Origin of the sequence: Phaeovulum veldkampii DSM 11550 (genome assembly GCF_003034995.1) — a bacterium.
GTDB lineage: Bacteria > Pseudomonadota > Alphaproteobacteria > Rhodobacterales > Rhodobacteraceae > Phaeovulum > Phaeovulum veldkampii.
In genome coordinates, this window is record NZ_PZKF01000006.1 from 1 (window position 1) to 17,670 (window position 17,670).

22 protein-coding genes and 1 tRNA gene are annotated in these 17,670 nt (G+C 67.3%); 14 read left to right on the forward strand and 9 right to left on the reverse strand.

Translation table 11 applies throughout. From position 1 onward, the window contains the following. From C5F46_RS03710 to C5F46_RS03730, 5 genes are all read left to right on the forward strand, one after another. Positions 1 to 651: SPOR domain-containing protein (locus C5F46_RS03710; RefSeq protein ID WP_146160213.1), on the forward strand; the 651-nt coding region annotated here is incomplete at its 5' end. Further along, positions 648 to 1,661, forward strand: a complete 1,014-nt coding sequence (locus C5F46_RS03715; protein WP_168796829.1) for a glycoside hydrolase family 3 protein — start codon at positions 648 to 650, stop codon at positions 1,659 to 1,661. The genes C5F46_RS03710 and C5F46_RS03715, both read left to right, overlap by 4 nt. After that, positions 1,648 to 2,430, forward strand: a complete 783-nt coding sequence (locus C5F46_RS03720) for a segregation and condensation protein A (RefSeq protein ID WP_107324024.1) — start codon at positions 1,648 to 1,650, stop codon at positions 2,428 to 2,430. Before C5F46_RS03715 ends, C5F46_RS03720 begins: the two co-directional genes overlap by 14 nt. Then, positions 2,427 to 3,059, forward strand: a complete 633-nt coding sequence (scpB, locus tag C5F46_RS03725) for an SMC-Scp complex subunit ScpB (RefSeq protein WP_107324025.1) — start codon at positions 2,427 to 2,429, stop codon at positions 3,057 to 3,059. The genes C5F46_RS03720 and scpB overlap by 4 nt, the downstream gene beginning before the upstream one ends. 8 nt (positions 3,060 to 3,067) lie before the next feature. Continuing rightward, a complete protein-coding gene (locus C5F46_RS03730) occupies positions 3,068 to 3,280 on the forward strand; it encodes a hypothetical protein (protein WP_107324026.1) in 213 nt (70 codons plus the stop codon). A 7-nt stretch (positions 3,281 to 3,287) separates the two neighbouring features. Here C5F46_RS03730 and C5F46_RS03735 read toward each other — a convergent pair whose 3' ends face one another. The 8 genes from C5F46_RS03735 to C5F46_RS03770 all read right to left on the reverse strand — a co-directional run bounded on the left by C5F46_RS03735 (position 3,288) and on the right by C5F46_RS03770 (position 8,693). Then, the gene (locus tag C5F46_RS03735; protein ID WP_107324027.1) at positions 3,288 to 4,367 is read right to left on the reverse strand and encodes a 2'-deoxycytidine 5'-triphosphate deaminase; all 1,080 of its coding nucleotides are present in this window, start codon (positions 4,365 to 4,367) and stop codon (positions 3,288 to 3,290) included. 58 nt (positions 4,368 to 4,425) lie between these two features. Then, positions 4,426 to 4,503, reverse strand: a tRNA-Pro gene (locus C5F46_RS03740). Between the two features lie 84 nt (positions 4,504 to 4,587). After that, positions 4,588 to 5,232 carry a MerR family transcriptional regulator gene (locus C5F46_RS03745; protein ID WP_107324028.1) on the reverse strand — a complete coding sequence of 215 codons (645 nt, stop codon included), beginning with the start codon at positions 5,230 to 5,232 and terminating at the stop codon, positions 4,588 to 4,590. A 7-nt stretch (positions 5,233 to 5,239) separates the two neighbouring features. Continuing rightward, positions 5,240 to 5,542 (reverse strand): integration host factor subunit alpha, encoded by a 303-nt coding sequence (gene ihfA / locus C5F46_RS03750; RefSeq protein WP_107324112.1) that lies wholly within the window; start codon positions 5,540 to 5,542, stop codon positions 5,240 to 5,242. 93 nt (positions 5,543 to 5,635) lie between these two features. Then, positions 5,636 to 6,610 carry a beta-ketoacyl-ACP synthase III gene (locus tag C5F46_RS03755; protein WP_107324029.1) on the reverse strand — a complete coding sequence of 325 codons (975 nt, stop codon included), beginning with the start codon at positions 6,608 to 6,610 and terminating at the stop codon, positions 5,636 to 5,638. Beyond that, positions 6,607 to 7,722 (reverse strand): phosphate acyltransferase PlsX, encoded by a 1,116-nt coding sequence (gene plsX, locus C5F46_RS03760; RefSeq protein WP_107324030.1) that lies wholly within the window; start codon positions 7,720 to 7,722, stop codon positions 6,607 to 6,609. The genes C5F46_RS03755 and plsX overlap by 4 nt, the downstream gene beginning before the upstream one ends. Positions 7,723 to 7,748: 26 nt before the next feature. Beyond that, positions 7,749 to 7,955 carry a 50S ribosomal protein L32 gene (gene rpmF, locus C5F46_RS03765; RefSeq protein WP_107324031.1) on the reverse strand — a complete coding sequence of 69 codons (207 nt, stop codon included), beginning with the start codon at positions 7,953 to 7,955 and terminating at the stop codon, positions 7,749 to 7,751. Between the two features lie 174 nt (positions 7,956 to 8,129). Then, positions 8,130 to 8,693 (reverse strand): YceD family protein, encoded by a 564-nt coding sequence (locus C5F46_RS03770; protein ID WP_107324113.1) that lies wholly within the window; start codon positions 8,691 to 8,693, stop codon positions 8,130 to 8,132. A 141-nt stretch (positions 8,694 to 8,834) separates the two neighbouring features. Here C5F46_RS03770 and C5F46_RS03775 point away from each other — a divergent pair, with 141 nt between their 5' ends. Next, on the forward strand, positions 8,835 to 9,296 hold the full coding sequence (locus tag C5F46_RS03775; protein WP_328588552.1) for an outer membrane protein assembly factor BamE: 462 nt from the start codon (positions 8,835 to 8,837) through the stop codon (positions 9,294 to 9,296). Positions 9,297 to 9,307: 11 nt separating this feature from the next. Here the strand turns inward: C5F46_RS03775 and msrB are convergent, their stop codons facing one another. Then, complete coding sequence (gene msrB / locus C5F46_RS03780) at positions 9,308 to 9,706, reverse strand: peptide-methionine (R)-S-oxide reductase MsrB (protein ID WP_107324115.1); 399 nt, start codon at positions 9,704 to 9,706, stop codon at positions 9,308 to 9,310. A 107-nt stretch (positions 9,707 to 9,813) separates the two neighbouring features. Between msrB and C5F46_RS03785 the strand changes: the two genes are divergently transcribed. The 8 genes from C5F46_RS03785 to creD all read left to right on the forward strand — a co-directional run bounded on the left by C5F46_RS03785 (position 9,814) and on the right by creD (position 17,638). Then, on the forward strand, positions 9,814 to 10,569 hold the full coding sequence (locus C5F46_RS03785; protein ID WP_107324032.1) for a GNAT family N-acetyltransferase: 756 nt from the start codon (positions 9,814 to 9,816) through the stop codon (positions 10,567 to 10,569). A 143-nt stretch (positions 10,570 to 10,712) separates the two neighbouring features. Further along, positions 10,713 to 12,527: an ABC-F family ATP-binding cassette domain-containing protein gene (locus C5F46_RS03790; protein WP_107324033.1), complete on the forward strand. Its 1,815-nt coding sequence runs from the start codon at positions 10,713 to 10,715 to the stop codon at positions 12,525 to 12,527. A 90-nt stretch (positions 12,528 to 12,617) separates the two neighbouring features. After that, the gene (locus tag C5F46_RS03795) at positions 12,618 to 13,715 is read left to right on the forward strand and encodes a CaiB/BaiF CoA transferase family protein (RefSeq protein ID WP_107324034.1); all 1,098 of its coding nucleotides are present in this window, start codon (positions 12,618 to 12,620) and stop codon (positions 13,713 to 13,715) included. A gap of 390 nt (positions 13,716 to 14,105) precedes the next feature. Next, positions 14,106 to 14,435 (forward strand): cation transporter, encoded by a 330-nt coding sequence (locus C5F46_RS17040; protein WP_235820075.1) that lies wholly within the window; start codon positions 14,106 to 14,108, stop codon positions 14,433 to 14,435. Between the two features lie 238 nt (positions 14,436 to 14,673). After that, positions 14,674 to 15,126, forward strand: a complete 453-nt coding sequence (gene rplU, locus C5F46_RS03805) for a 50S ribosomal protein L21 (protein WP_107324035.1) — start codon at positions 14,674 to 14,676, stop codon at positions 15,124 to 15,126. Positions 15,127 to 15,132: 6 nt separating this feature from the next. After that, positions 15,133 to 15,402, forward strand: coding sequence for a 50S ribosomal protein L27 (rpmA, locus tag C5F46_RS03810; RefSeq protein WP_107324036.1), 270 nt, complete (start codon positions 15,133 to 15,135; stop codon positions 15,400 to 15,402). Positions 15,403 to 15,567: 165 nt separating this feature from the next. Further along, entirely contained in the window at positions 15,568 to 16,107 is a 540-nt protein-coding gene (locus tag C5F46_RS03815; RefSeq protein ID WP_107324037.1) for a GNAT family N-acetyltransferase, read from the forward strand. 79 nt (positions 16,108 to 16,186) lie between these two features. Beyond that, complete coding sequence (gene creD / locus C5F46_RS03820; protein ID WP_107324038.1) at positions 16,187 to 17,638, forward strand: cell envelope integrity protein CreD; 1,452 nt, start codon at positions 16,187 to 16,189, stop codon at positions 17,636 to 17,638. The last annotated feature ends 32 nt before the right edge of the window (positions 17,639 to 17,670 follow it).

The window sequence follows — 17,670 nt, forward strand, 5'->3', positions numbered from 1 at the left end:
CCCGCGCCCGAAGCCGTGGCGCCCGCGCCCCTTGATCTGCAACCGCGCCCCGCCGCGCTGCCGGTGCCCGATGCCGCCACCCGCGCCGCCGCCACCGCGGCCCGTCAGGCCGAAGCAACCGCGCTGGCGCTGGCCGAGGCCATGGCCGAAGACCCCGAGCCCGCGCCCGAAGCTGACGAGGAACCGCTTGTCGCGACGCTCGCTCCGGCAGCGGCCGCGCCGGAAACGCCAGCGGCCCCTGCCGCAGGCGTGATCCCGGCCAGCGTGCCGGGCGTCGCGCGCTCGCCGCGCCCGGCGGTCAAACCTGCGGCCCCGCGCATCGTGGCGCAGGCCTCTGCCTCTGCCTCCACTGCCAGTGTCGCGCCGGGCGCGCTGGACCTTGACCCCGACAGCCTGGCGCCCGGCACAAGGCTGGTGCAACTGGGCGCCTTCGACGATCCTGCCACCGCCAAGGCGGAATGGGACCGTGTGGCGGGGCGGTTTGGCGGGCTGATGGCGGGCAAGCGCCGTGTGATTCAGCAGGCGGTTGCGGGCGGTCGCACCTTCTATCGGCTGCGGGTCGAGGGCTTTGCCGATGTCTCTGACGCCCGCGGCTTTTGCGCGGCGCTGCTTGCCGAACAGCAAAGCTGCATCCCCGCGCAGGCGCGGTGATGGCCGCAGGGGCCACGATCCTCGGCTGTGCCGGTGCGGTGCTGACCCCCGATGAGACCGCGTTTTTCCGCGCGGCTGATCCTTGGGGGTTCATCCTCTTTGCCCGCAACGTCGAGACGCCCGATCAGTTGCGGCGTCTGACCGGCGATCTGCGCGCAGGGGTGGGCCGCGCGGCGCCGATCCTGATTGATCAGGAGGGCGGGCGGGTCGCGCGTCTGCGCCCGCCACACTGGCGCGACTGGCTGCCGCCGCTCGATCAGGTCGCCCGCGCCGGAGCCGCGGCTCCGCGCAGCCTGTGGCTGCGTGCGCGCCTGATGGCGGCCGAATTGCGCGCCGTGGGCATCGACGCCAACTGCGCGCCCTGCGCCGATATCGCAGGCCCCCGCACCCACCCGTTTCTGCGCAACCGCTGCCTTGGGGAAACCGCCGCCGAGGTCGCGCGCAATGCCCGCGCGCTGGCCGAGGGGCTGCTGGCGGGGGGCGTGCTGCCGGTGGTCAAGCATATCCCCGGCCATGGCCGGGCCGAGGCCGACAGCCACCTGCACCTGCCCACCGTCACCGCCACGCCCGAGGATCTGAGCGCCACCGACTTTGCCGCCTTTGCGGCGTTGGCCGATCTGCCGCTGGGCATGACCGCCCATATCCGCTTTCCGGCCTTTGACGATGCGCCCGCCACCGCCTCGGCCCGGATGATCGGGTTGATCCGCGATGTGATCGGCTTTCAGGGGCTGCTGATGACCGACGATATCTCGATGCAGGCGCTGGCAGGGCCGGTGGGCACCCGCGCGGCGGCGGCGATCGCGGCGGGCTGCGATCTGGTGCTGCATTGCAACGGCGAGATGCCCGAGATGGCGGCGGTGGTGGCCGCCGCGGGCCGTCTGTCCCCCGCAGCCGAGGCCCGCGCCACCGCGGCGCTGGCCTGCCGCCACGCCCCTGAACCGGCCGACGAATGCGCGCTGACGGCAGAATTGACCGCCCTTCTAGCCGGGGGCGGCGATGGCCGAGCCTGACCTGTTCGAGGCTGCGAGCGTATCAGACCGGCTTCAGGCCGAGGCGCTGATCGTCGATGTGGACGGGTTTGAAGGCCCGCTTGACCTGCTGCTGACGCTGTCGCGCAGCCAGAAGGTCGATCTGCGCCGAATTTCAGTTTTGCAACTGGCCGAGCAGTATTTGCGCTTTGTCGAACAGGCCAAAGCGCTGAGAATCGAACTTGCAGCCGATTATCTGGTGATGGCGGCCTGGCTGGCGTTTCTGAAATCGCGGCTGCTGCTGCCGCCCGATCCGACCGAGGCCGGACCCTCGGCCGAGGACATGGCCGCGCATCTGGCGTTTCAACTGGAGCGGCTTCAGGCCATGCGCGAGGCTGCCGCGCGGCTGATGGCGCGCGACCGGCTGGGGCGCGACATCTTTGCCCGCGGCGTGTCGGAAGAGGTGATGCGGGTGCGCCGCGTGACGTGGACCGCCTCGCTGCTGGATCTGATGCAGGCCTATGCCCGCATCCGCACCCGTGACGAATTTCGCCCCTATGCCTTTGATCGCGTGAACGTCTACACGATGGAACAGGCGCTGGAGCGGTTGCGCGACCTGATCGGCTTTGCCGGCGACTGGTCTGATATCGCCAGCTTTCTGCCCGAGGGCTGGTGCGCCGATCCGGCGCGGCGCCGCTCGGCCACCGCCGCTACCTTTGCGGCGGCCCTGGAACTGGCCAAACAGGGCCAGATCGAATTGCGCCAGTCGGAAACCTTCGCCCCCATCGCTCTGCGCCGGAGAGACGGATGACCGCCGAAAAGTCGCTGTTCGAAGCCCCGCCGATTGCCGAACAGGAACGCATGGTCGAGGCCATTCTGTTTGCCAGCGCCGAGCCGGTGACGGTGGCCCAACTGGCCGAGCGGATGCCGCATGGCTGCGACCCCGCCGAGGCGCTGGCCTATCTGCGCCGCCGCTATGAGGGGCGGGGGGTGCGGCTGGTCAGGGTGGGCGATGCCTGGGCCTTCCGCACCGCGCCCGATCTGGGCTTTTTGATGCAAAAGGAAACGGTCGAGCAGCGCAAACTGTCGCGCGCCGCGATCGAGACGCTGGCGATCGTGGCCTATCACCAGCCGGTGACCCGCGCCGAGATCGAGGAGATTCGCGGTGTGGCGCTGTCGCGCGGCACCATCGACAAGTTGCTGGAGCTGGAGTGGGTCCGCTTTGGCCGCCGCCGGATGACGCCGGGTCGCCCGGTGACCTATGTGGTCACGCAGGCGTTCCTGGATCATTTCGGGCTGGAAAGCGCGCGCGATCTGCCCGGCCTGAAAGACCTGCGCGCGGCGGGTCTGCTGGACAGCCGCCCCTTGCCGGGGGGGCTTGCCGGGGCCGACGAAGAGGGCGAGGATGCGCCCGGACAAACCGAGCTTTTCGAGGATTGAGGGCAGCAATGGACTTGGGCAAACTGTTTTCGCAACTGTTCCGGGTGTTCGGGCGGCGGGCGATGAATGCCGGTATCAACAAGGGCATCGACATGGCCGCAGGCAAGGGCAAGGGCCGCGACCAGATGACCCCCGCCGAACGCCAGGCCGCCCGCACCGCGCGCGAGGCGGTCAAGCGCGCCCGTCAGGCCGCCCGCATCACCCGCCGCATCGGGCGCTGAGGCCGGATCACCCGGCGCGGAAATGCTTGGCCAGTTTCAGGCCCTGGCCCTGATAATTCGAGGCAATCCCCGCGCCGTAAAGCCGCTCGGGCGCGGCGGCCATGCGTTCATAGACCAGCCGCCCCACCACCTGCGCATGTTCCAGCACAAAGGGTGCCTCGTGGCAGCGCACCTCCAGCACCCCGCGCGAGCCGGCGCCGCCCGCCGCGCCATGGCCAAAGCCGGGGTCAAAAAAGCCCGCGTAATGCACCCGGAATTCGCCCACCATCGCCAGATAGGGCGCCATTTCGGCGGCATGATCGGGCGGGATCGTCACCGCCTCGCGGCTGACGAGGATGTAGAAGGCGCCGGGGTCAAGGATGATGCGGCCGTCGCGGGTGTGCAACTCTTCCCAGAACTCCGACGACGGGTAATGCGCGATCCGGTCGAGGTCGATCACGCCGGTATGCGGCTTGGCGCGGTAGCCGACCAGATCGCCCGCCTCGGGGCAAAGATCGACCGAAAAGCCAAGGCCACCGTCGATCACTGCCAGCCCGTCCACCAGTGGTTCCTCGCTGTGCAGGCGCATCAGTTCGGCGTCGGTCAGCACCGCATGGCCCTGCCGGAACCGGATCTGGTTCAGCCGCATCCCCGGCCGCACCAGCACCGAAAACGACCGAGGGCAGATTTCAGCGTAAAGCGGGCCGTCGTACCCTTCGGGAATACGGTCGAATTCGGCGCCGCCATCGGTGATGACACGGGTCAGCAAGTCTAACCGCCCGGTCGAGCTTTTGGCATTGGCCACCGCCGTCACGCCTGCGGGCAGGGCAAGGCGTTCCATCAGCGGCACCAGATAGACGCAGCCCTTTTCCAGCACGGCGCCGTCGGACAGGTCCATCCGGTGCATCTCGAATTCTGCAAGGCGGCTTTCGACGCGGCGTCCCTTGCCTGCCAGAAACGACGCGCGCACCCGGTAGGCCACATGTCCAAGCCGCAGATCGAGGCTGGCGGGCTGCACCTGCTCGGCAGTCACCGGCAGATCGGCGGCAATTGCACCCGCGGCAATCATCGCCCGGATCATGTGGTCGGGAATAACGCCGGTGGTCATCGGGCAAGCTCCGGATAAGCGAACGCCCACCCCCGCGAGGAGGTGGGCGTTTCGGTTTTGGTCGGGCCGGCGAGATTCGAACTCGCGGCCTTCCGCCCCCCAGACGGACGCGCTAACCAGGCTGCGCCACGGCCCGACGAGGGGCATATAGAGCGATTGCGGGGCCGGGGGCAAGCGACAAAACGCATCTTTTTCGCCCTTCTTGCACGGCGCCCGCAGCTTAGCCCTGCCGGGTGGGATCGGCGCTGGCAAGCCGCGCCCGCAGCGCCTGCCCGCGCGCCCGCAGTGCGCGCGCCGCGGGCCGCTGCGCGGTGGCTAACCGCCCGCCCGTGATCAGCCGCACATGAATCGAGGGTGCTGGGGCCGGTGCCCGCGGGAGGGCCACGACGGCGGCCTCGGCCTCGGGCTCGGGGACGACATCCAGCGCCATCGGCGCCTCGGCGTCATCGGGCGGGGCGGCGAACAGGTCAAGCGTTGGTTGCTGCGTTTCGGGCGGAGGCAGGCGGCGGCGGATCACCCGCTGAGGTGCCGGGTCGGGGGCGACGGGGGCCGGGGCTGGATCGGGGGCGGCGGCCTCGGTCTCGGCCAGCAGGCCAAGCCCCGAAATCTCCAGCAATTTCCGCGCACCCTGTTCGCGCAGGATCTTTTGCACGCCGCGAATGGTCATGCCCTGATCGTGCAGCAACTGCTTGATTGCCTGCAACAAAACCACGTCGGCAGGGCGATAGTAGCGTCGCCCGCCCGCCCGCTTGACCGGCTTCACCTGCGGAAACTTGCTTTCCCAGAACCGCAGCACATGAGCCGGGGTTGCCAGAATCTCGGCCACTTCGCTGATCGTGCGGAAGGCGTCGGCCGATTTGGACATCGGCGGATCAGCCTTTGTTGCCCGCGGCCACGCGATCCTTCATCAGATGCGAGGGGCGGAACGACAGCACCCGGCGCGGCGAGATCGGCACCTCCTCGCCGGTTTTCGGATTGCGCCCCATGCGAGAGGACTTTTCGCGCACCGAGAACGTGCCGAAGGATGATATCTTGACCGTCTCACCGCGCACCAGCGCATCAGAGATATGGCCCAGCACCGATTCCACCAGCTGCGCAGATTCATTGCGCGACAACCCCACCTCGCGGAAGACGGCTTCGCTCAGGTCCATACGGGTCAGGGTCTTTTCGCTCATCATCGTCCCCCGGTCATTTTCCGCAGGATGGGCGCTTTGAAATCCCGAGTCAATATCAATGGCTTGCAACGCAAGGATCAGGTCGCAGCACGCCTACCAGCGCAGCACCACCGCGCCCCAGGTCAGGCCGCCGCCGATCGCCTCGGTCACGATCAGATCGCCGGGTTTGATCTGCCCGCGGGCCTTGCCCACCGACAGTGCCAGCGGGATCGAGGCGGCCGAGGTATTGCCATGGTCCTGCACCGTCAGCACGACGTGATCCATCGGCACCTGCATCCGCGCAGCCGTGGCGCTGATGATCCGCAGGTTGGCCTGATGCGGCACCAGCCAATCCACATCGCCACCGGAAAAGCCCACCTTGTCCAGCGCCTTGTGGGCGGTTTCCGTCAGTTTTTCAACGGCTTGACGGAATACGGCATTGCCTTGCATCCGCAATTTCCCGGCGGTGCCGGTGGTCGAGACACCGCCATCGACATAAAGAATGTCGCGTTGGCGCCCGTCGCTGTTCAGATCGGTGGACAGTATGCCGCGGTCGGCATTGGTGCCGGTGCCGCGCGCCGCCTCAAGGATCAGGGCACCCGCACCGTCGCCAAACAGCACACAGGTCCCGCGGTCGGTCCAGTCCATGATGCGACTGAAGGTTTCGGCACCCACCACCATCACCCGTTCGGCCTGCCCCGACAGGATCAGCGCATTGGCATTGGCCAACGCAAAGACAAAGCCCGCGCAGACCGCCTGCACGTCATAGGCAAAGGCGCGGTCGGCCCCGATGCCCGCCTGCACCATCGTTCCGACCGAGGGGAAGGTGTAATCCGGGGTAGAGGTGGCAACGATGATCGCGTCCAGTGCCTCGGGCTCCATCCCGGCGTCAGTCAGCGCAGCCTTTGCCGCGTGAATGGCCAGGTCAGAGGTGGTCTCACCCTCGGCGGCGAAATGTCGCCGTTCGATTCCGCTGCGTGAGCGAATCCATTCGTCGCTGGTGTCGAGGCTGGCCTCAAACTCGGCATTTTCCACGACACGCGTTGGCAGGAAATGACCAACGCCGCGCACCACGGCCCGAAGTGTCATGAATGCGCACCGCCTGCAGTCACATCCTGCACGGTTTCTGCCATGCCCTGAAGCGAGGCGGCCACCCGCGCCGCCAGCCGGTCCCTGAAGCCCGACTGGGCCAACTGCACCGCCAGACCCAGCGCCGCCGCCACCCCGGTGCCGTCCGACGAACCATGCGACTTGACCACGGTGCCGTTCAGCCCAAGGAACACGCCGCCGTTTACGCGGCGCGGGTCCATGCGCTTTTTCAGGCGGTTCAGCGCCCGCACCGAGAAAGCCGCAGCCAACCGTGAGAATATCCCTGCGGAAAATTCTTGCCGCATGAAATCGCCAATCAGTTTTGCCGTGCCTTCGCCGGTTTTCAGCGCGATATTGCCGGTAAAGCCGTCGGTCACGATCACATCGACCCGGTCCGAAGGCAGGTCAGAGCCTTCGACAAAGCCGACATAGTCGAACGACCCGGCCTCGGTCGCCTGTGCGATCATCTCATGCGCGAGCTTCAGTTCGGCCCGGCCCTTGTTTTCTTCGGTGCCCACGTTCAGCAGGCCCACGCGCGGGCGGGTCAACCCCAGCCCGTTGCGGGCATACGAGGCGCCCATCAGCGCGTATTGCACAAGATCGGGGGCATCGGCTTTGACATCGGCGCCCACGTCCAGCATCACGTTGAATCCGGCGGGGTTGCGCGAGGGCCAGAAACAGGCAATCGCCGGGCGGTTCACACCCGGCAGCTTGCGCAGACGGATCATCGACAGGGCCATCAGCGCGCCGGTATTGCCACAAGATACAGCCACCGTGGCCTCGCCCGCACGAACGGCCTCGATCGCCGACCACATCGAGGTGCCAGCGCCATTGCGCATCACCTGGCTGGGTTTGTCATCCATCGTGACAACGCCCGTGGTCGGTCGAATCTCGACCCGGCCTTGCAGGCGATACCGCTCCACCAACCGCTTCAGATCCAGTTCGGACCCATGCACGATGAACCCGATGCCGGGATGCTTTTTCGCCGCGATGGCCACCCCGGCCATGACGGCCGCAGGGCCGCGGTCGCCGCCCATGGCGTCAACCGAAATGACAACACCGGCAGGCCGGGCCTGTGTCGGTGCGGCAGAGATGTATTCCTGTGCGGTCATGATCTGGCCCTGCTGCCGGATGCCGGTCAGGCCGCGTCGTCGTCCAGATCGACTTCGGCGGCCTTGGCCACCACTTCGCGGTCGTCATAGTGACCGCAGGCGCCGCAAACGTGGTGCGGGCGCTTCAGTTCGCCGCAATTGGGGCATTCATTGGGGTTGCCAGCAACAAGAGCGTCATGCGCGCGGCGCATGTTGCGACGGGACCGGGTGACTCGGTTCTGCGGAACGGCCATTTCAAACCTCGGGTTTTGTGGGCCTCGGGCCCTGATTTTCCTGGGGTTTCAGCACTGGCGCCGCGGACCGGACCGGGTGTGAACCCTACTTGTGAACGAGGCCGGGAACATACTGCGATTCTGCCGCGGCGCAAGCCCCTTTGTTGGGGCTATGCGGCGGTTGGACGTTGCGCTTCACCGCTCGGCGCCGCCCTCGTCGTCACGTTTGGTCCCCAGCAGGTCGGCCAGGCCCGCAAAGGGGCGCCGCGCGACATCGGTCAGCGGCTCGGCGCCCGGCGCGGCCACGGCGATCTCGCCCAGTTCGGCACCGGGTGCGCGAGGGTAAAGCGGCAGCGCCAGTTCCAGCGCCTCCAGCAGAACCGCGCCGGGGTCGATCACCTGGCCCAGCGGTTCGATGCTGACATCTTCGGGGATTTCCACTTCGTCGCCCGCAGGCTCCGGCATTTCGGCCAGATAGCGCCGCTCGACCCGTTCGGTGATGCGCGTCGTGACCGGGGCCAGCGTGATGATGCACTCCTGCACGACCTCGGCGCCCAGATCGGCCTCCAGCACCCAGTCGCTACGACCCTTGGGCGTCAGTGTGCCCGCAAGGCTCGCCTCGGGCAGCGTGACGATGCCCAGCCATTCGGCGATGTGCGCCCGCGCCTCGGCGTCGGGCGCAATGCGAAACCGCGTCGGCTTGCGCCCTGCCAGTTCGGCCACGCGGAACGGATGGGTGAAGGGCAGGGTATCGGTCATGGCGGGATCCTTGCGGTCGGGGCGGTGCGCCAAGCGGGCCAAGGCGTGCGGATTTCGCCAACTTGCGTCCTTGAGGGCCGGGCCTGTCTGTTGTAATCGGGATAAAAGGCCAGGGGCCGCAAGGCAAGAGGGGGTTTCGGGGTGAGCATCGGTTCCGTGACGCGGCGCAGCGCGCTGGTTCTTGCGCTGGCCGGTCTGACGTTGGGCAGCGCCTGTTCGTCAGTCTATCGCAACCACGGCTATGTGCCCACCGACGAAGACCTTGCCATGGTCGAGGTCGGCAAGACCGTGCGCGAAGATTTGCCCCAGTTGATCGGGCGCCCCTCGTCGGCCGGTCTGCTGGAAGGCTCGGCCTGGTATTACGTCGGCAGCCGCTGGGAATATTACGGCGCCCGCCCCCCGGTCGAGATCGACCGGCAGGTTGTCGCCGTCAGCTTTGGCGAAACCGGCGTGGTCGAGAATGTCGAACGCTTCGGGCTGGAAAAGGGGCAGGTCGTCGTGCTGTCGCGCCGTGTGACCGATACCTCGATCAAGGGCGTCGGTCTGGTCCGGCAACTTCTGGGCAGCATCGGCCGTGTGACCGCAGGCCAATTGGTCGACTAGATCGCGCCCGGTCAGCCTTGCTCGGGCTCGAACTCCAGCGCCACGCCGTTGATGCAATAGCGCAGCCCGGTTGGCGCCGGGCCATCCTCAAAGACATGGCCCAGATGCGCCTCACATGCAGCGCAGCGCACCTCGGTCCGGCGCATTCCGTGGCTCAGGTCGGCGCGTTCCTCGACTGCCCCGGCCTCCAGCGGCGCGGTGAACGAGGGCCAGCCGCAGCCCGAGTCGAACTTGTGTCCCTTCTCGAACAGCGGCGCGCCGCAGCAGATGCAGCGGAACGTGCCGGGGCCGGAGGCAAAGCCCTCGTGGCTCCAGGGCCGTTCCGTTGCGCCCTGACGGGTCACGGCAAAGGCCAGCGGGTCCAGCCGGGTGCGCCATTCGGCCTCGGTGCGGAAAATCTTTTGTCGCATGGGCAGCTCCGTTTTCATCGTTGCAGTCTTGTCATAGCCTCGCGCTATGCTCGGCCATGCTTCGATATAGCGGAGCCTTCCTCTCGGGCCAGGTGCAGGAGTACGCAATGCTGTCATTGCTGAAAGGCCGCTATGCGGCGCGGTTTGCCGAAACGCCCGAAGATGTGCGGCGCGCGCAACGCCTGCGCTGGCTGGCCTTCGTCGCGGCGCGCGGGCTGGCCGGGCAGGATGCGGGCGAAGATGCCGACGGTTTCGACCCGCTCTGCCGCCATGTGCTGGTGGAAGAGGTGCGCAGCGGTCGGCTGGTCTGCTGCTTCCGGCTGTTGCCGCTGTCCGGCGGGGCCGAGATCGGGCGCAGCTACTCGGCGCAATATTACGAGTTGTCGGGGCTGCAGGGTTATCCCGGCAAGATGGTGGAAATGGGCCGCTTCTGCCTGCATCCCGATGCACACGACCCCGATATCCTCCGCGTGGCCTGGGGCGCGATGACCCGCTTCGTGGATGAGGAAGGTATCGAGATGCTGTTTGGCTGCTCGTCTTTCATGGGCACCGAGGCCGAGGCCTATCTGGATGCCTTCGCCGTGCTGAAGGACCGCCACCTTGCTCCGAAACGCTGGCTGCCCCGCGTCAAGGCGCCCGATGTGTTCCGTTTTGCCCAAAGCCTTGGCCTGTTCAAACCCGACCCGCGCCGCGCGATGGCCGGAATGCCGCCGCTGTTGCGCAGCTATCTGATGATGGGCGGCTGGGTCAGCGATCATGCCGTGGTGGACCGACAGTTGAACACCCTGCACGTCTTTACCGGGCTGGAGATTCGCGCGATCCCGCCCGCCCGCGTCCGCGCGCTGCGCGAGGTGGCGGGCTAGGAGGCGCCCTTTCATCTTGGTGCAAATATCCCCCGCGGAGCGATCTCCGACCCCCGTGGGAGCCTCCGGCGGGGATATTTGCACCAAGATGAAAGGTGATTGCGCCCGTTGACGGGGGCGTGCGGCTTCTCTACCTCGCAAGCATGGCACGCGCACCCCTTCTGCAACTTTCTTCGATCTCGCTGACCTTCGGCGGCAACCCCGTGTTCGACGGGCTCGACCTCGTGGTGCAACCCGGTGACCGGGTGGCGCTGGTGGGGCGCAACGGGTCGGGCAAATCCACGCTGATGAAAGTGATGGCGGGGCTGGTGGAGCCCGATGCGGGCACCCGCATCGTCCCGCCCGGTGTGCAGGTGGGCTACATGGAGCAGGAGCCTGACCTGTCGGCCTTCGCCACCTTGGGTGATTTTGCCGCTTCGGCGTTGAGCGAGGGCGATGCCTACCGGGTGGAAATGGTGGCCGAGGGGCTGAAGTTTCGCCCCGATACCCCGGTTGCCACCGCCTCGGGCGGCGAGCGGCGCCGCGCGGCGCTCGCCAAGCTGCTGGCTGAGGCGCCCGAATTGATGCTGCTGGATGAACCGACGAACCATCTCGACATCAAGGCGATCGGCTGGCTAGAGTCGCAGTTGCGCGACACCCGCACCGCCTTTGTGCTGATCAGCCACGACCGCGCCTTTCTGCGGGCGCTGACGCGCGCCACGCTCTGGATCGACCGCGGGCAGGTGCGGCGGCAGGAAAAGGGCTTTGAGGCCTTCGAGGATTGGCGCGAAACCGTCTGGGCCGAAGAGGACGAGGCGCGCCACAAGCTCGACCGCAAGATCAAGGCCGAGGCGCGATGGGCGGTTGAGGGCATCTCGGCCAGGCGCAAGCGCAATCAGGGCCGGGTCCGGGCCTTGGCCGCGCTGCGCGCCGAACGGTCGTCGATGATCCGCCGTCAGGGTCTTGCGGCGATGGAGCTCGACTCGGGCCAGACCTCGGGCAAGCGGGTGATCGAGGCGCGGGGGTTGACCAAGACCTTCGGCGACAAAGTCATCGTCAAGGATTTCGACCTGCGGGTGCTGCGCGGCGACCGGGTGGCCTTTGTCGGCCCCAATGGCGTGGGCAAGACCACGCTGCTGAAAATGCTGACCGGCGAGATCGCCCCCGATGCGGGCACGGTCAGTCTGGGCACCAACCTTGAGGTGGCGGTGTTCGATCAGGCCCGCGCCACGCTCGATCTGACCATGAGCCTGTGGGATGGGATGGTGAACGACCCCGACATGCGGGTCTCGGGCAGGTCCGATCAGGTGATGGTGCGCGGCGCGCCGAAGCATGTGGTGGCCTACCTCAAGGATTTCCTGTTCGACGAGGCACAGGCCCGCGCGCCGATCGGTTCGCTTTCCGGGGGGGAACGTGCGCGGCTTCTCTTGGCACGGATCATGGCCAAACCCTCGAACCTCTTGATCCTCGACGAGCCGACCAACGATCTTGACGTTGAAACGCTCGACCTGCTGCAAGACCTCTTGGGCGAGTATGACGGGACGGTCCTGCTGGTCAGCCACGACCGCGATTTCATCGACCGCGTGGCCACCACCACCATCGCGATGGAGGGCGACGGCCGCGCCACCGTCTATGCGGGCGGCTGGACCGATTATCAGGCGCAAAAGGCTGGCGCGGCGGCCGAGGTCAGACCCGCCGCCAAATCAGACCCCCGCCCCGAGGCCAGGCCCGCCGCCCGCTCCGAGCGCCGCGGCGGTCTCAGCTTCACCGAGCGTCACCGGCTGGACGCGCTGCCCGGCATCATCGAACGGCTGGAGGCCGAGATCGGCAAGCTGTCCGACCTGCTGTCGGACCCCGCGCTGTTCACGCGCGAACCGGTCAAGTTCCAGAAAGCTTCCGAGGCGCTGATGGAGCGGCAGGACGCGCTCGCCCGCGCCGAGGAGGAATGGCTGATGCTGGAAGACAAGGCCGCCTCTTGAGGCGCGAAAACCGGCTTCCTCCTTCCCGTTGAAGCAAATATCCTCCGGGGGTCCGGGGGTGGAAAACCCCCGGTTCCGACCGGAGCCGCCATGACCAACGCCCCCAAAGGCCCGCTTGCAGGCCTGCGCATCGTCGAAATCTCGGGGCTTGGTCCCACCCCGTTTGCCGCCATGCTTCTGGCTGACATGGGCGCCGATGTGATCCGCATCGCCCGCCCCGGCCAGACCCATGTTCTGGGGCTGGCCCGTGACGTGCTTGACCGCGGCCGCGACGTGTTGGAACTTGATCTGAAATCGCCTGAGGGCCGCGCCATCGCGCGCCGTCTGATCGGTCGCGCCGAGGTGCTGATCGAGGGGATGCGCCCCGGCTCGATGGAGCGGCTGGGGCTGGGCCCCGACGATTTTCCCGATCACCCGGCTCTGGTCTATGGCCGCATGACGGGTTGGGGCCAGTCGGGGCCGCTGGCGCAGTCGGCGGGCCACGACATCACCTATATCGCCATCAGCGGCGTGCTGCATGCCATCGGCACGCCCGGGGCGCCCGCGGTCCCGCTGAACCTGCTGGGCGATTTCGGCGGCGGTGCGATGTATCTGGCGGTCGGGATGCTGGCAGCGCTGCTGCATGCCCGCGCGACAGGGCAGGGGCAGGTCGTCGATGCCGCGATCTGCGACGGCACCGCGCATCTGGCGGCGATGATCCATGGCATGGCCGCGCAGGGGGCCTGGGCCGACCGGCGCGGGGCCAACCTGCTGGATGGCGCGGCGCCCTTTTACGCCACCTACCGCTGCGCCTGCGGCGGACATCTGGCAGTCGGCGCGATTGAGCCGAAATTCTGGGCCGAGTTGCTGGCCCGCCTCGGCATCGACCCGGCCAGCATGCCTGGCCAGCACGACCGCGCCCGCTGGCCCGAAGCTCGTGCGCGCCTTGCCGCAGTCATAGCCACGCGCAGCCGCGATGACTGGGCCGCGGTGCTGGAGGGCACCGATGCCTGCGCCGCCCCGGTGCTGGCTCTGGCCGAGGCCCCGCATCACCCCCACACCATCGCCCGCGGCGGCTTTGTGCAGCACGAGGGCCTGACCCAGCCCGCCCCCGCGCCGCGGTTTTCGGCCACGCCCGGCGCGATCGGGGCGGGCTCGCCCGACACCCGGCTGGATGCCGAAGTCGCGCTGAGGCGCTGGGGCGCGTGACGGGGACTTGCGCCTGATGCGCAAACGCGGTTTTCCGGGGCGGGATCGAGGGCACGCCATGAGCCAGACTATGAAATACCGGGTTCGGGATGGACTGCACCTCTTGCGCGGCCAAGGTGGAAAGGGCCGTGCGCGGGGCGGGGATCGCGGGCTTTCGCGTCTCCATTGCCTCGTCGATCCTGACCCTGCCGCTTGCCCCCGACGATGCCCGATTGCCGGGGATGGAGGCGGCGGTACCTGCCGCAGGCTATCGCATCAAACGGGTTTCGGCCCCGGCTCGCCGTTCGGTCGCCCATGCCCGTGCGCTGGATCTCATCGGCGACGGGCTGATCACGCTACTCGCCGTCATCGCGATTGGCTGGGGTTTGCGCGCGCGCGGCATCGGCGCTGGTGCAGGGAATTTTCCTGCTGTGCCTTGGGCTTTGTGCGCTGGGCGACAGCGCGCGGCAGGCGTTTCATCATTTGCCGACCGAGGCGGGGCTGATGGGCGGCTTTGCGCTGGGCGGGTTGGTGGTCAACCTTGCGTCGGCGCTGGTGTTGATGCCACATCAGACGGGCGATGCCAACATCCGCGCGGTCGGGCTGTTTTCGCGCAACGATGCCATCGGCAATGTGATCGTGGTTGTGGCCGCGGCACTGGTGGCGGTGACGGGCAGTGCCTGGCCCGACCTTGTGGTGCGCTGGCGATGGCAGGGCTGTTTTTGCAGGCGGTTTGGGTGATCATCCGCGATGCGCGCGCCGATCTGGCCCGGCACGAACCCTGAGCAACAGGCGTAACCAACAGGCTTGACTCTGGTGCCCGGTTCCCCGATATGAACGCGATCCGGTGGAAGGTTCGCTTTCCGCCGGTCACTCTTTTTTGAAACTCGCCCCGACCGGGGCGCGCTGTCCGAGGCGGGGCATCCCCCAATAACTCCGCAAGGGGCCACAGGACGCGGCTGATGATGAAGGAAAGACCATGTTCGCGGTCCTCAAGACGGGCGGCAAGCAATACAAGGTTCAGGCGGGCGATGTGCTGCGCGTGGAACTGCTTGCGGCGACTGCTGGCGACAAAGTCCAGTTCAACGACATTCTTATGGTCGGCGGCGATACGCTGACCGTGGGCGCGCCCTTTGTGGCCGGTGCCGCGGTTCAGGCCGAAGTGATCGACACGATCAAGGCCGACAAGGTCATCACCTTCCACAAACGCCGCCGGAAACACTCCTCGCAGCGGACCCGTGGCCACCGTCAGCAACTGACGTTGCTGCGCGTGACCGAGGTTCTGGCCTCGGGCGCCGAAGCCTCGGGCGTGAAGGAAGCCGTGGGCACCGCCCTTGCCCGTCGCGCCGCGCATGGCGCAGCCCCGGTCGCTGCCGAGGCCCCCGCGAAACCGAAGCGCGCTTCGAAAAAAGCCGCTGAAGCTCAGGAGTAATCCCCCATGGCACACAAGAAAGCAGGCGGCTCGTCCCGCAACGGCCGCGACTCGGCCGGTCGTCGCCTTGGCGTGAAACTGTTCGGTGGTCAGGCCGCGGCGCCGGGCTGCATTATCGTGCGCCAGCGCGGCACCCAGTGGTGGCCGGGCGTCGGCGTCGGCATGGGCCGTGACCACACGATCTACGCCGTCACCGAAGGCCGCGTCACCTTCAAGAAGGGGCTCAAGGGCCGCACCTTCATTTCGGTGCTTCCGGTTGCGGAGGCGGCCGAGTAAGCCCGCCAGAACCCGGCAAGACACAAGGGGGATCGGCTGGCAAGCCGGTCCCCCTTTCCGTTTCCGCGGCCCGTAGGAGGGGGCTCGGGTGCGGCTCCGTCATGGGGCTGCCGCATTGGGGTGATAGCGGGCAGACGCCGCCCGCAAGAGCAGTCAGGAGGATGCATGTTTCAGGAACCCATCTCTACCCAGCCCGTCATCACGGCCGAACGGTTCGTGCTGCGCCCCCTGCGCAAATCCGATGCCGGCCTGATTGCGATGTATACTGCGGACAAACGGCTGGCCTGCGGCACCCGGTCGATTCCGCATCCGCTGCCCCCCGGCGCAACCGAGGCCTATGTCGCCCGCGCCATGTCCGAGCATCGCGTTGAGGATGTCTGGGTTCTGGATGGCTCGGCCCATGCTCTGGCCGAAGTGCTGGGTGTGGTGTCGCTGACCCGTCTTGAGGACGGGCAATCCGAGGTCGGCTTCTGGGTCGGCCCCGGCTTCTGGAACACCGGCTTTGCCTCCGAGGCGGTGGCGGCGCTGGTCGCGGCAAACCCGCACAAGGCGCGCACGCTTTTTGCCGAGGTGTTTCAGGACAATCCCGGCTCGGCCCGGGTGCTGAGCCACAACGGCTTTGCCTATCTGGGCGATGCCGAGGCTTGGTCGGTGGCGCGTGGCGCGCATGTGGCGACCTGGACCTATCTGCGCAGGCTGGCCTGATCGCCGCCCCCGGCGAGCCGCCGCTGCGGTTGTCGATCCGGCCTGATGGGGTAGTGTATCCCAAATCGGGAGGGCGGCGATGTTGCGATCTGCGGGGGTCCGGTTTCTGGTCGTGGCTGTGTTGGGTCTGTTGATGCTGATCCCGCTGCTGATGGTGTCTGACGTGGTCAGCAGCCGCCGCACTTACCACACCGATGTGCTGGACCAGGTCGGCGAGGAATGGGGCGGCAAACAGGTGATAGCGGGGCCGATGCTGGTGCTGCCGGTCACCGAAGATGTCGTCGAACAGCGCAAACGCGACGTGATCGACCCGGCCACCGGGCGGGTGATGGTGCACGAGGCCAGCGGCTTGCCGGTGCAGGAAAGCTACGAAGTCACCGTTTCCACCGCGCGCGATCCGGTGGTGCTGTTGCCCGGCCAATTCACGGCGCGGCTGTCCACCCGCACCGAACTGCGCCATCGCGGCATCTTTGACGTGCCGGTCTATCAGGCCACGGTCGAGATGGAGTTCGATTTTCCGCTGTCACAGGCCGAAAAGCTGTTGGTTGGCGCCGAAAAGGTGGACTGGGCCGGGGCGCAGTTGGTGGCGCGGTTGCAAAGCAACCGTGCGCTGCGCGGTGCGGCCAGTCTGAAGGCCGGGAACACCGACTTCGGGCTTGAGCCGCGCAATGACGACGAACCCGGCCTGAGCGTGGCCCTCAACGATCCGCGCGGGCACGACCGCTATGCGCTGCGACTGGACCTGAACGGCGCGGACAGCCTGCGGATTGCGCCGGTGGGGCGCACGACCAAGGTCGAAATGCGGTCTGACTGGCCGCATCCAAGCTTTGACGGGGCCTTTTTGCCCAACACCCACGACATCACCGACACCGGCTTTGTCGCGGAATGGATGATCCCGCATCTGGCGCGCAATCTGGCGCAGGCCAGCCGGATGCCCGCGTCCAGCGCCTCGGACATGCTGCGGCAGGCCAGTTCCGACACCAGTTTCGGCTTTTCCTTTTATCAGCCGAACGATTTTTATCAAAAGGCGTGGCGGGCCAGCAAATACGGGCTGTTGACCGTGGCGCTGACCTTTCTGACGGTATTCCTGATCGAGGGGCGGCGGGAAACGCCGTTGCATCCGGTGCAATACATCCTGATCGGGTTGGCGCAGGCGATCTTTATCCTGCTGATGCTGGCCTATGCCGAACAGATCGGCTTTGGTCCGGCCTATGCGCTGTCGGCGGGGGCGACCACGCTGTTGCTGACCGCCTTCGGGGTATTCGGGTTGCGGCTTGGGCGGCGGGCGGCGGTGCTGGGGCTGATGCTGGGGGTGCTTTATGCGGTGCTGTATCTGATCTTGCAATCGACCGATTACGCGCTGCTGGCGGGGGCCAGTCTGGCGTTCCTTGCTCTGGGCGCGACGATGTATTCGACCCGCAACGAAGAATGGTATGGCCCGACCGGGTCAGCGGGCTGGCTGTTGCGGCAAAAGCCGGTGCCGCCGCCCTTGCCCGATGCTGCCCCGCCGCAAAGCCCGCCGCTGCCATAACCCTTGGCCCGGCAGACCGGGAGGGGCGATCC

What these genes read in the sequence shown, in the direction of transcription:
- C5F46_RS03720 (WP_107324024.1), top strand. Translation starts at nt 1,648, where the DNA reads ATGGCCGAGCCTGACCTGTTCGAGGCTGCGAGCGTATCAGACCGGCTT.
- scpB (WP_107324025.1), top strand. Translation starts at nt 2,427, where the DNA reads ATGACCGCCGAAAAGTCGCTGTTCGAAGCCCCGCCGATTGCCGAACAG.
- C5F46_RS03730 (WP_107324026.1), top strand. Translation starts at nt 3,068, where the DNA reads ATGGACTTGGGCAAACTGTTTTCGCAACTGTTCCGGGTGTTCGGGCGG.
- C5F46_RS03735 (WP_107324027.1), bottom strand. Translation starts at nt 4,367, where the DNA reads ATGACCACCGGCGTTATTCCCGACCACATGATCCGGGCGATGATTGCC.
- C5F46_RS03745 (WP_107324028.1), bottom strand. Translation starts at nt 5,232, where the DNA reads ATGTCCAAATCGGCCGACGCCTTCCGCACGATCAGCGAAGTGGCCGAG.
- ihfA (WP_107324112.1), bottom strand. Translation starts at nt 5,542, where the DNA reads ATGAGCGAAAAGACCCTGACCCGTATGGACCTGAGCGAAGCCGTCTTC.
- C5F46_RS03755 (WP_107324029.1), bottom strand. Translation starts at nt 6,610, where the DNA reads ATGACACTTCGGGCCGTGGTGCGCGGCGTTGGTCATTTCCTGCCAACG.
- plsX (WP_107324030.1), bottom strand. Translation starts at nt 7,722, where the DNA reads ATGACCGCACAGGAATACATCTCTGCCGCACCGACACAGGCCCGGCCT.
- rpmF (WP_107324031.1), bottom strand. Translation starts at nt 7,955, where the DNA reads ATGGCCGTTCCGCAGAACCGAGTCACCCGGTCCCGTCGCAACATGCGC.
- C5F46_RS03770 (WP_107324113.1), bottom strand. Translation starts at nt 8,693, where the DNA reads ATGACCGATACCCTGCCCTTCACCCATCCGTTCCGCGTGGCCGAACTG.
- msrB (WP_107324115.1), bottom strand. Translation starts at nt 9,706, where the DNA reads ATGCGACAAAAGATTTTCCGCACCGAGGCCGAATGGCGCACCCGGCTG.
- C5F46_RS03785 (WP_107324032.1), top strand. Translation starts at nt 9,814, where the DNA reads ATGCTGTCATTGCTGAAAGGCCGCTATGCGGCGCGGTTTGCCGAAACG.
- C5F46_RS03790 (WP_107324033.1), top strand. Translation starts at nt 10,713, where the DNA reads ATGGCACGCGCACCCCTTCTGCAACTTTCTTCGATCTCGCTGACCTTC.
- C5F46_RS03795 (WP_107324034.1), top strand. Translation starts at nt 12,618, where the DNA reads ATGACCAACGCCCCCAAAGGCCCGCTTGCAGGCCTGCGCATCGTCGAA.
- rplU (WP_107324035.1), top strand. Translation starts at nt 14,674, where the DNA reads ATGTTCGCGGTCCTCAAGACGGGCGGCAAGCAATACAAGGTTCAGGCG.
- rpmA (WP_107324036.1), top strand. Translation starts at nt 15,133, where the DNA reads ATGGCACACAAGAAAGCAGGCGGCTCGTCCCGCAACGGCCGCGACTCG.
- C5F46_RS03815 (WP_107324037.1), top strand. Translation starts at nt 15,568, where the DNA reads ATGTTTCAGGAACCCATCTCTACCCAGCCCGTCATCACGGCCGAACGG.
- creD (WP_107324038.1), top strand. Translation starts at nt 16,187, where the DNA reads ATGTTGCGATCTGCGGGGGTCCGGTTTCTGGTCGTGGCTGTGTTGGGT.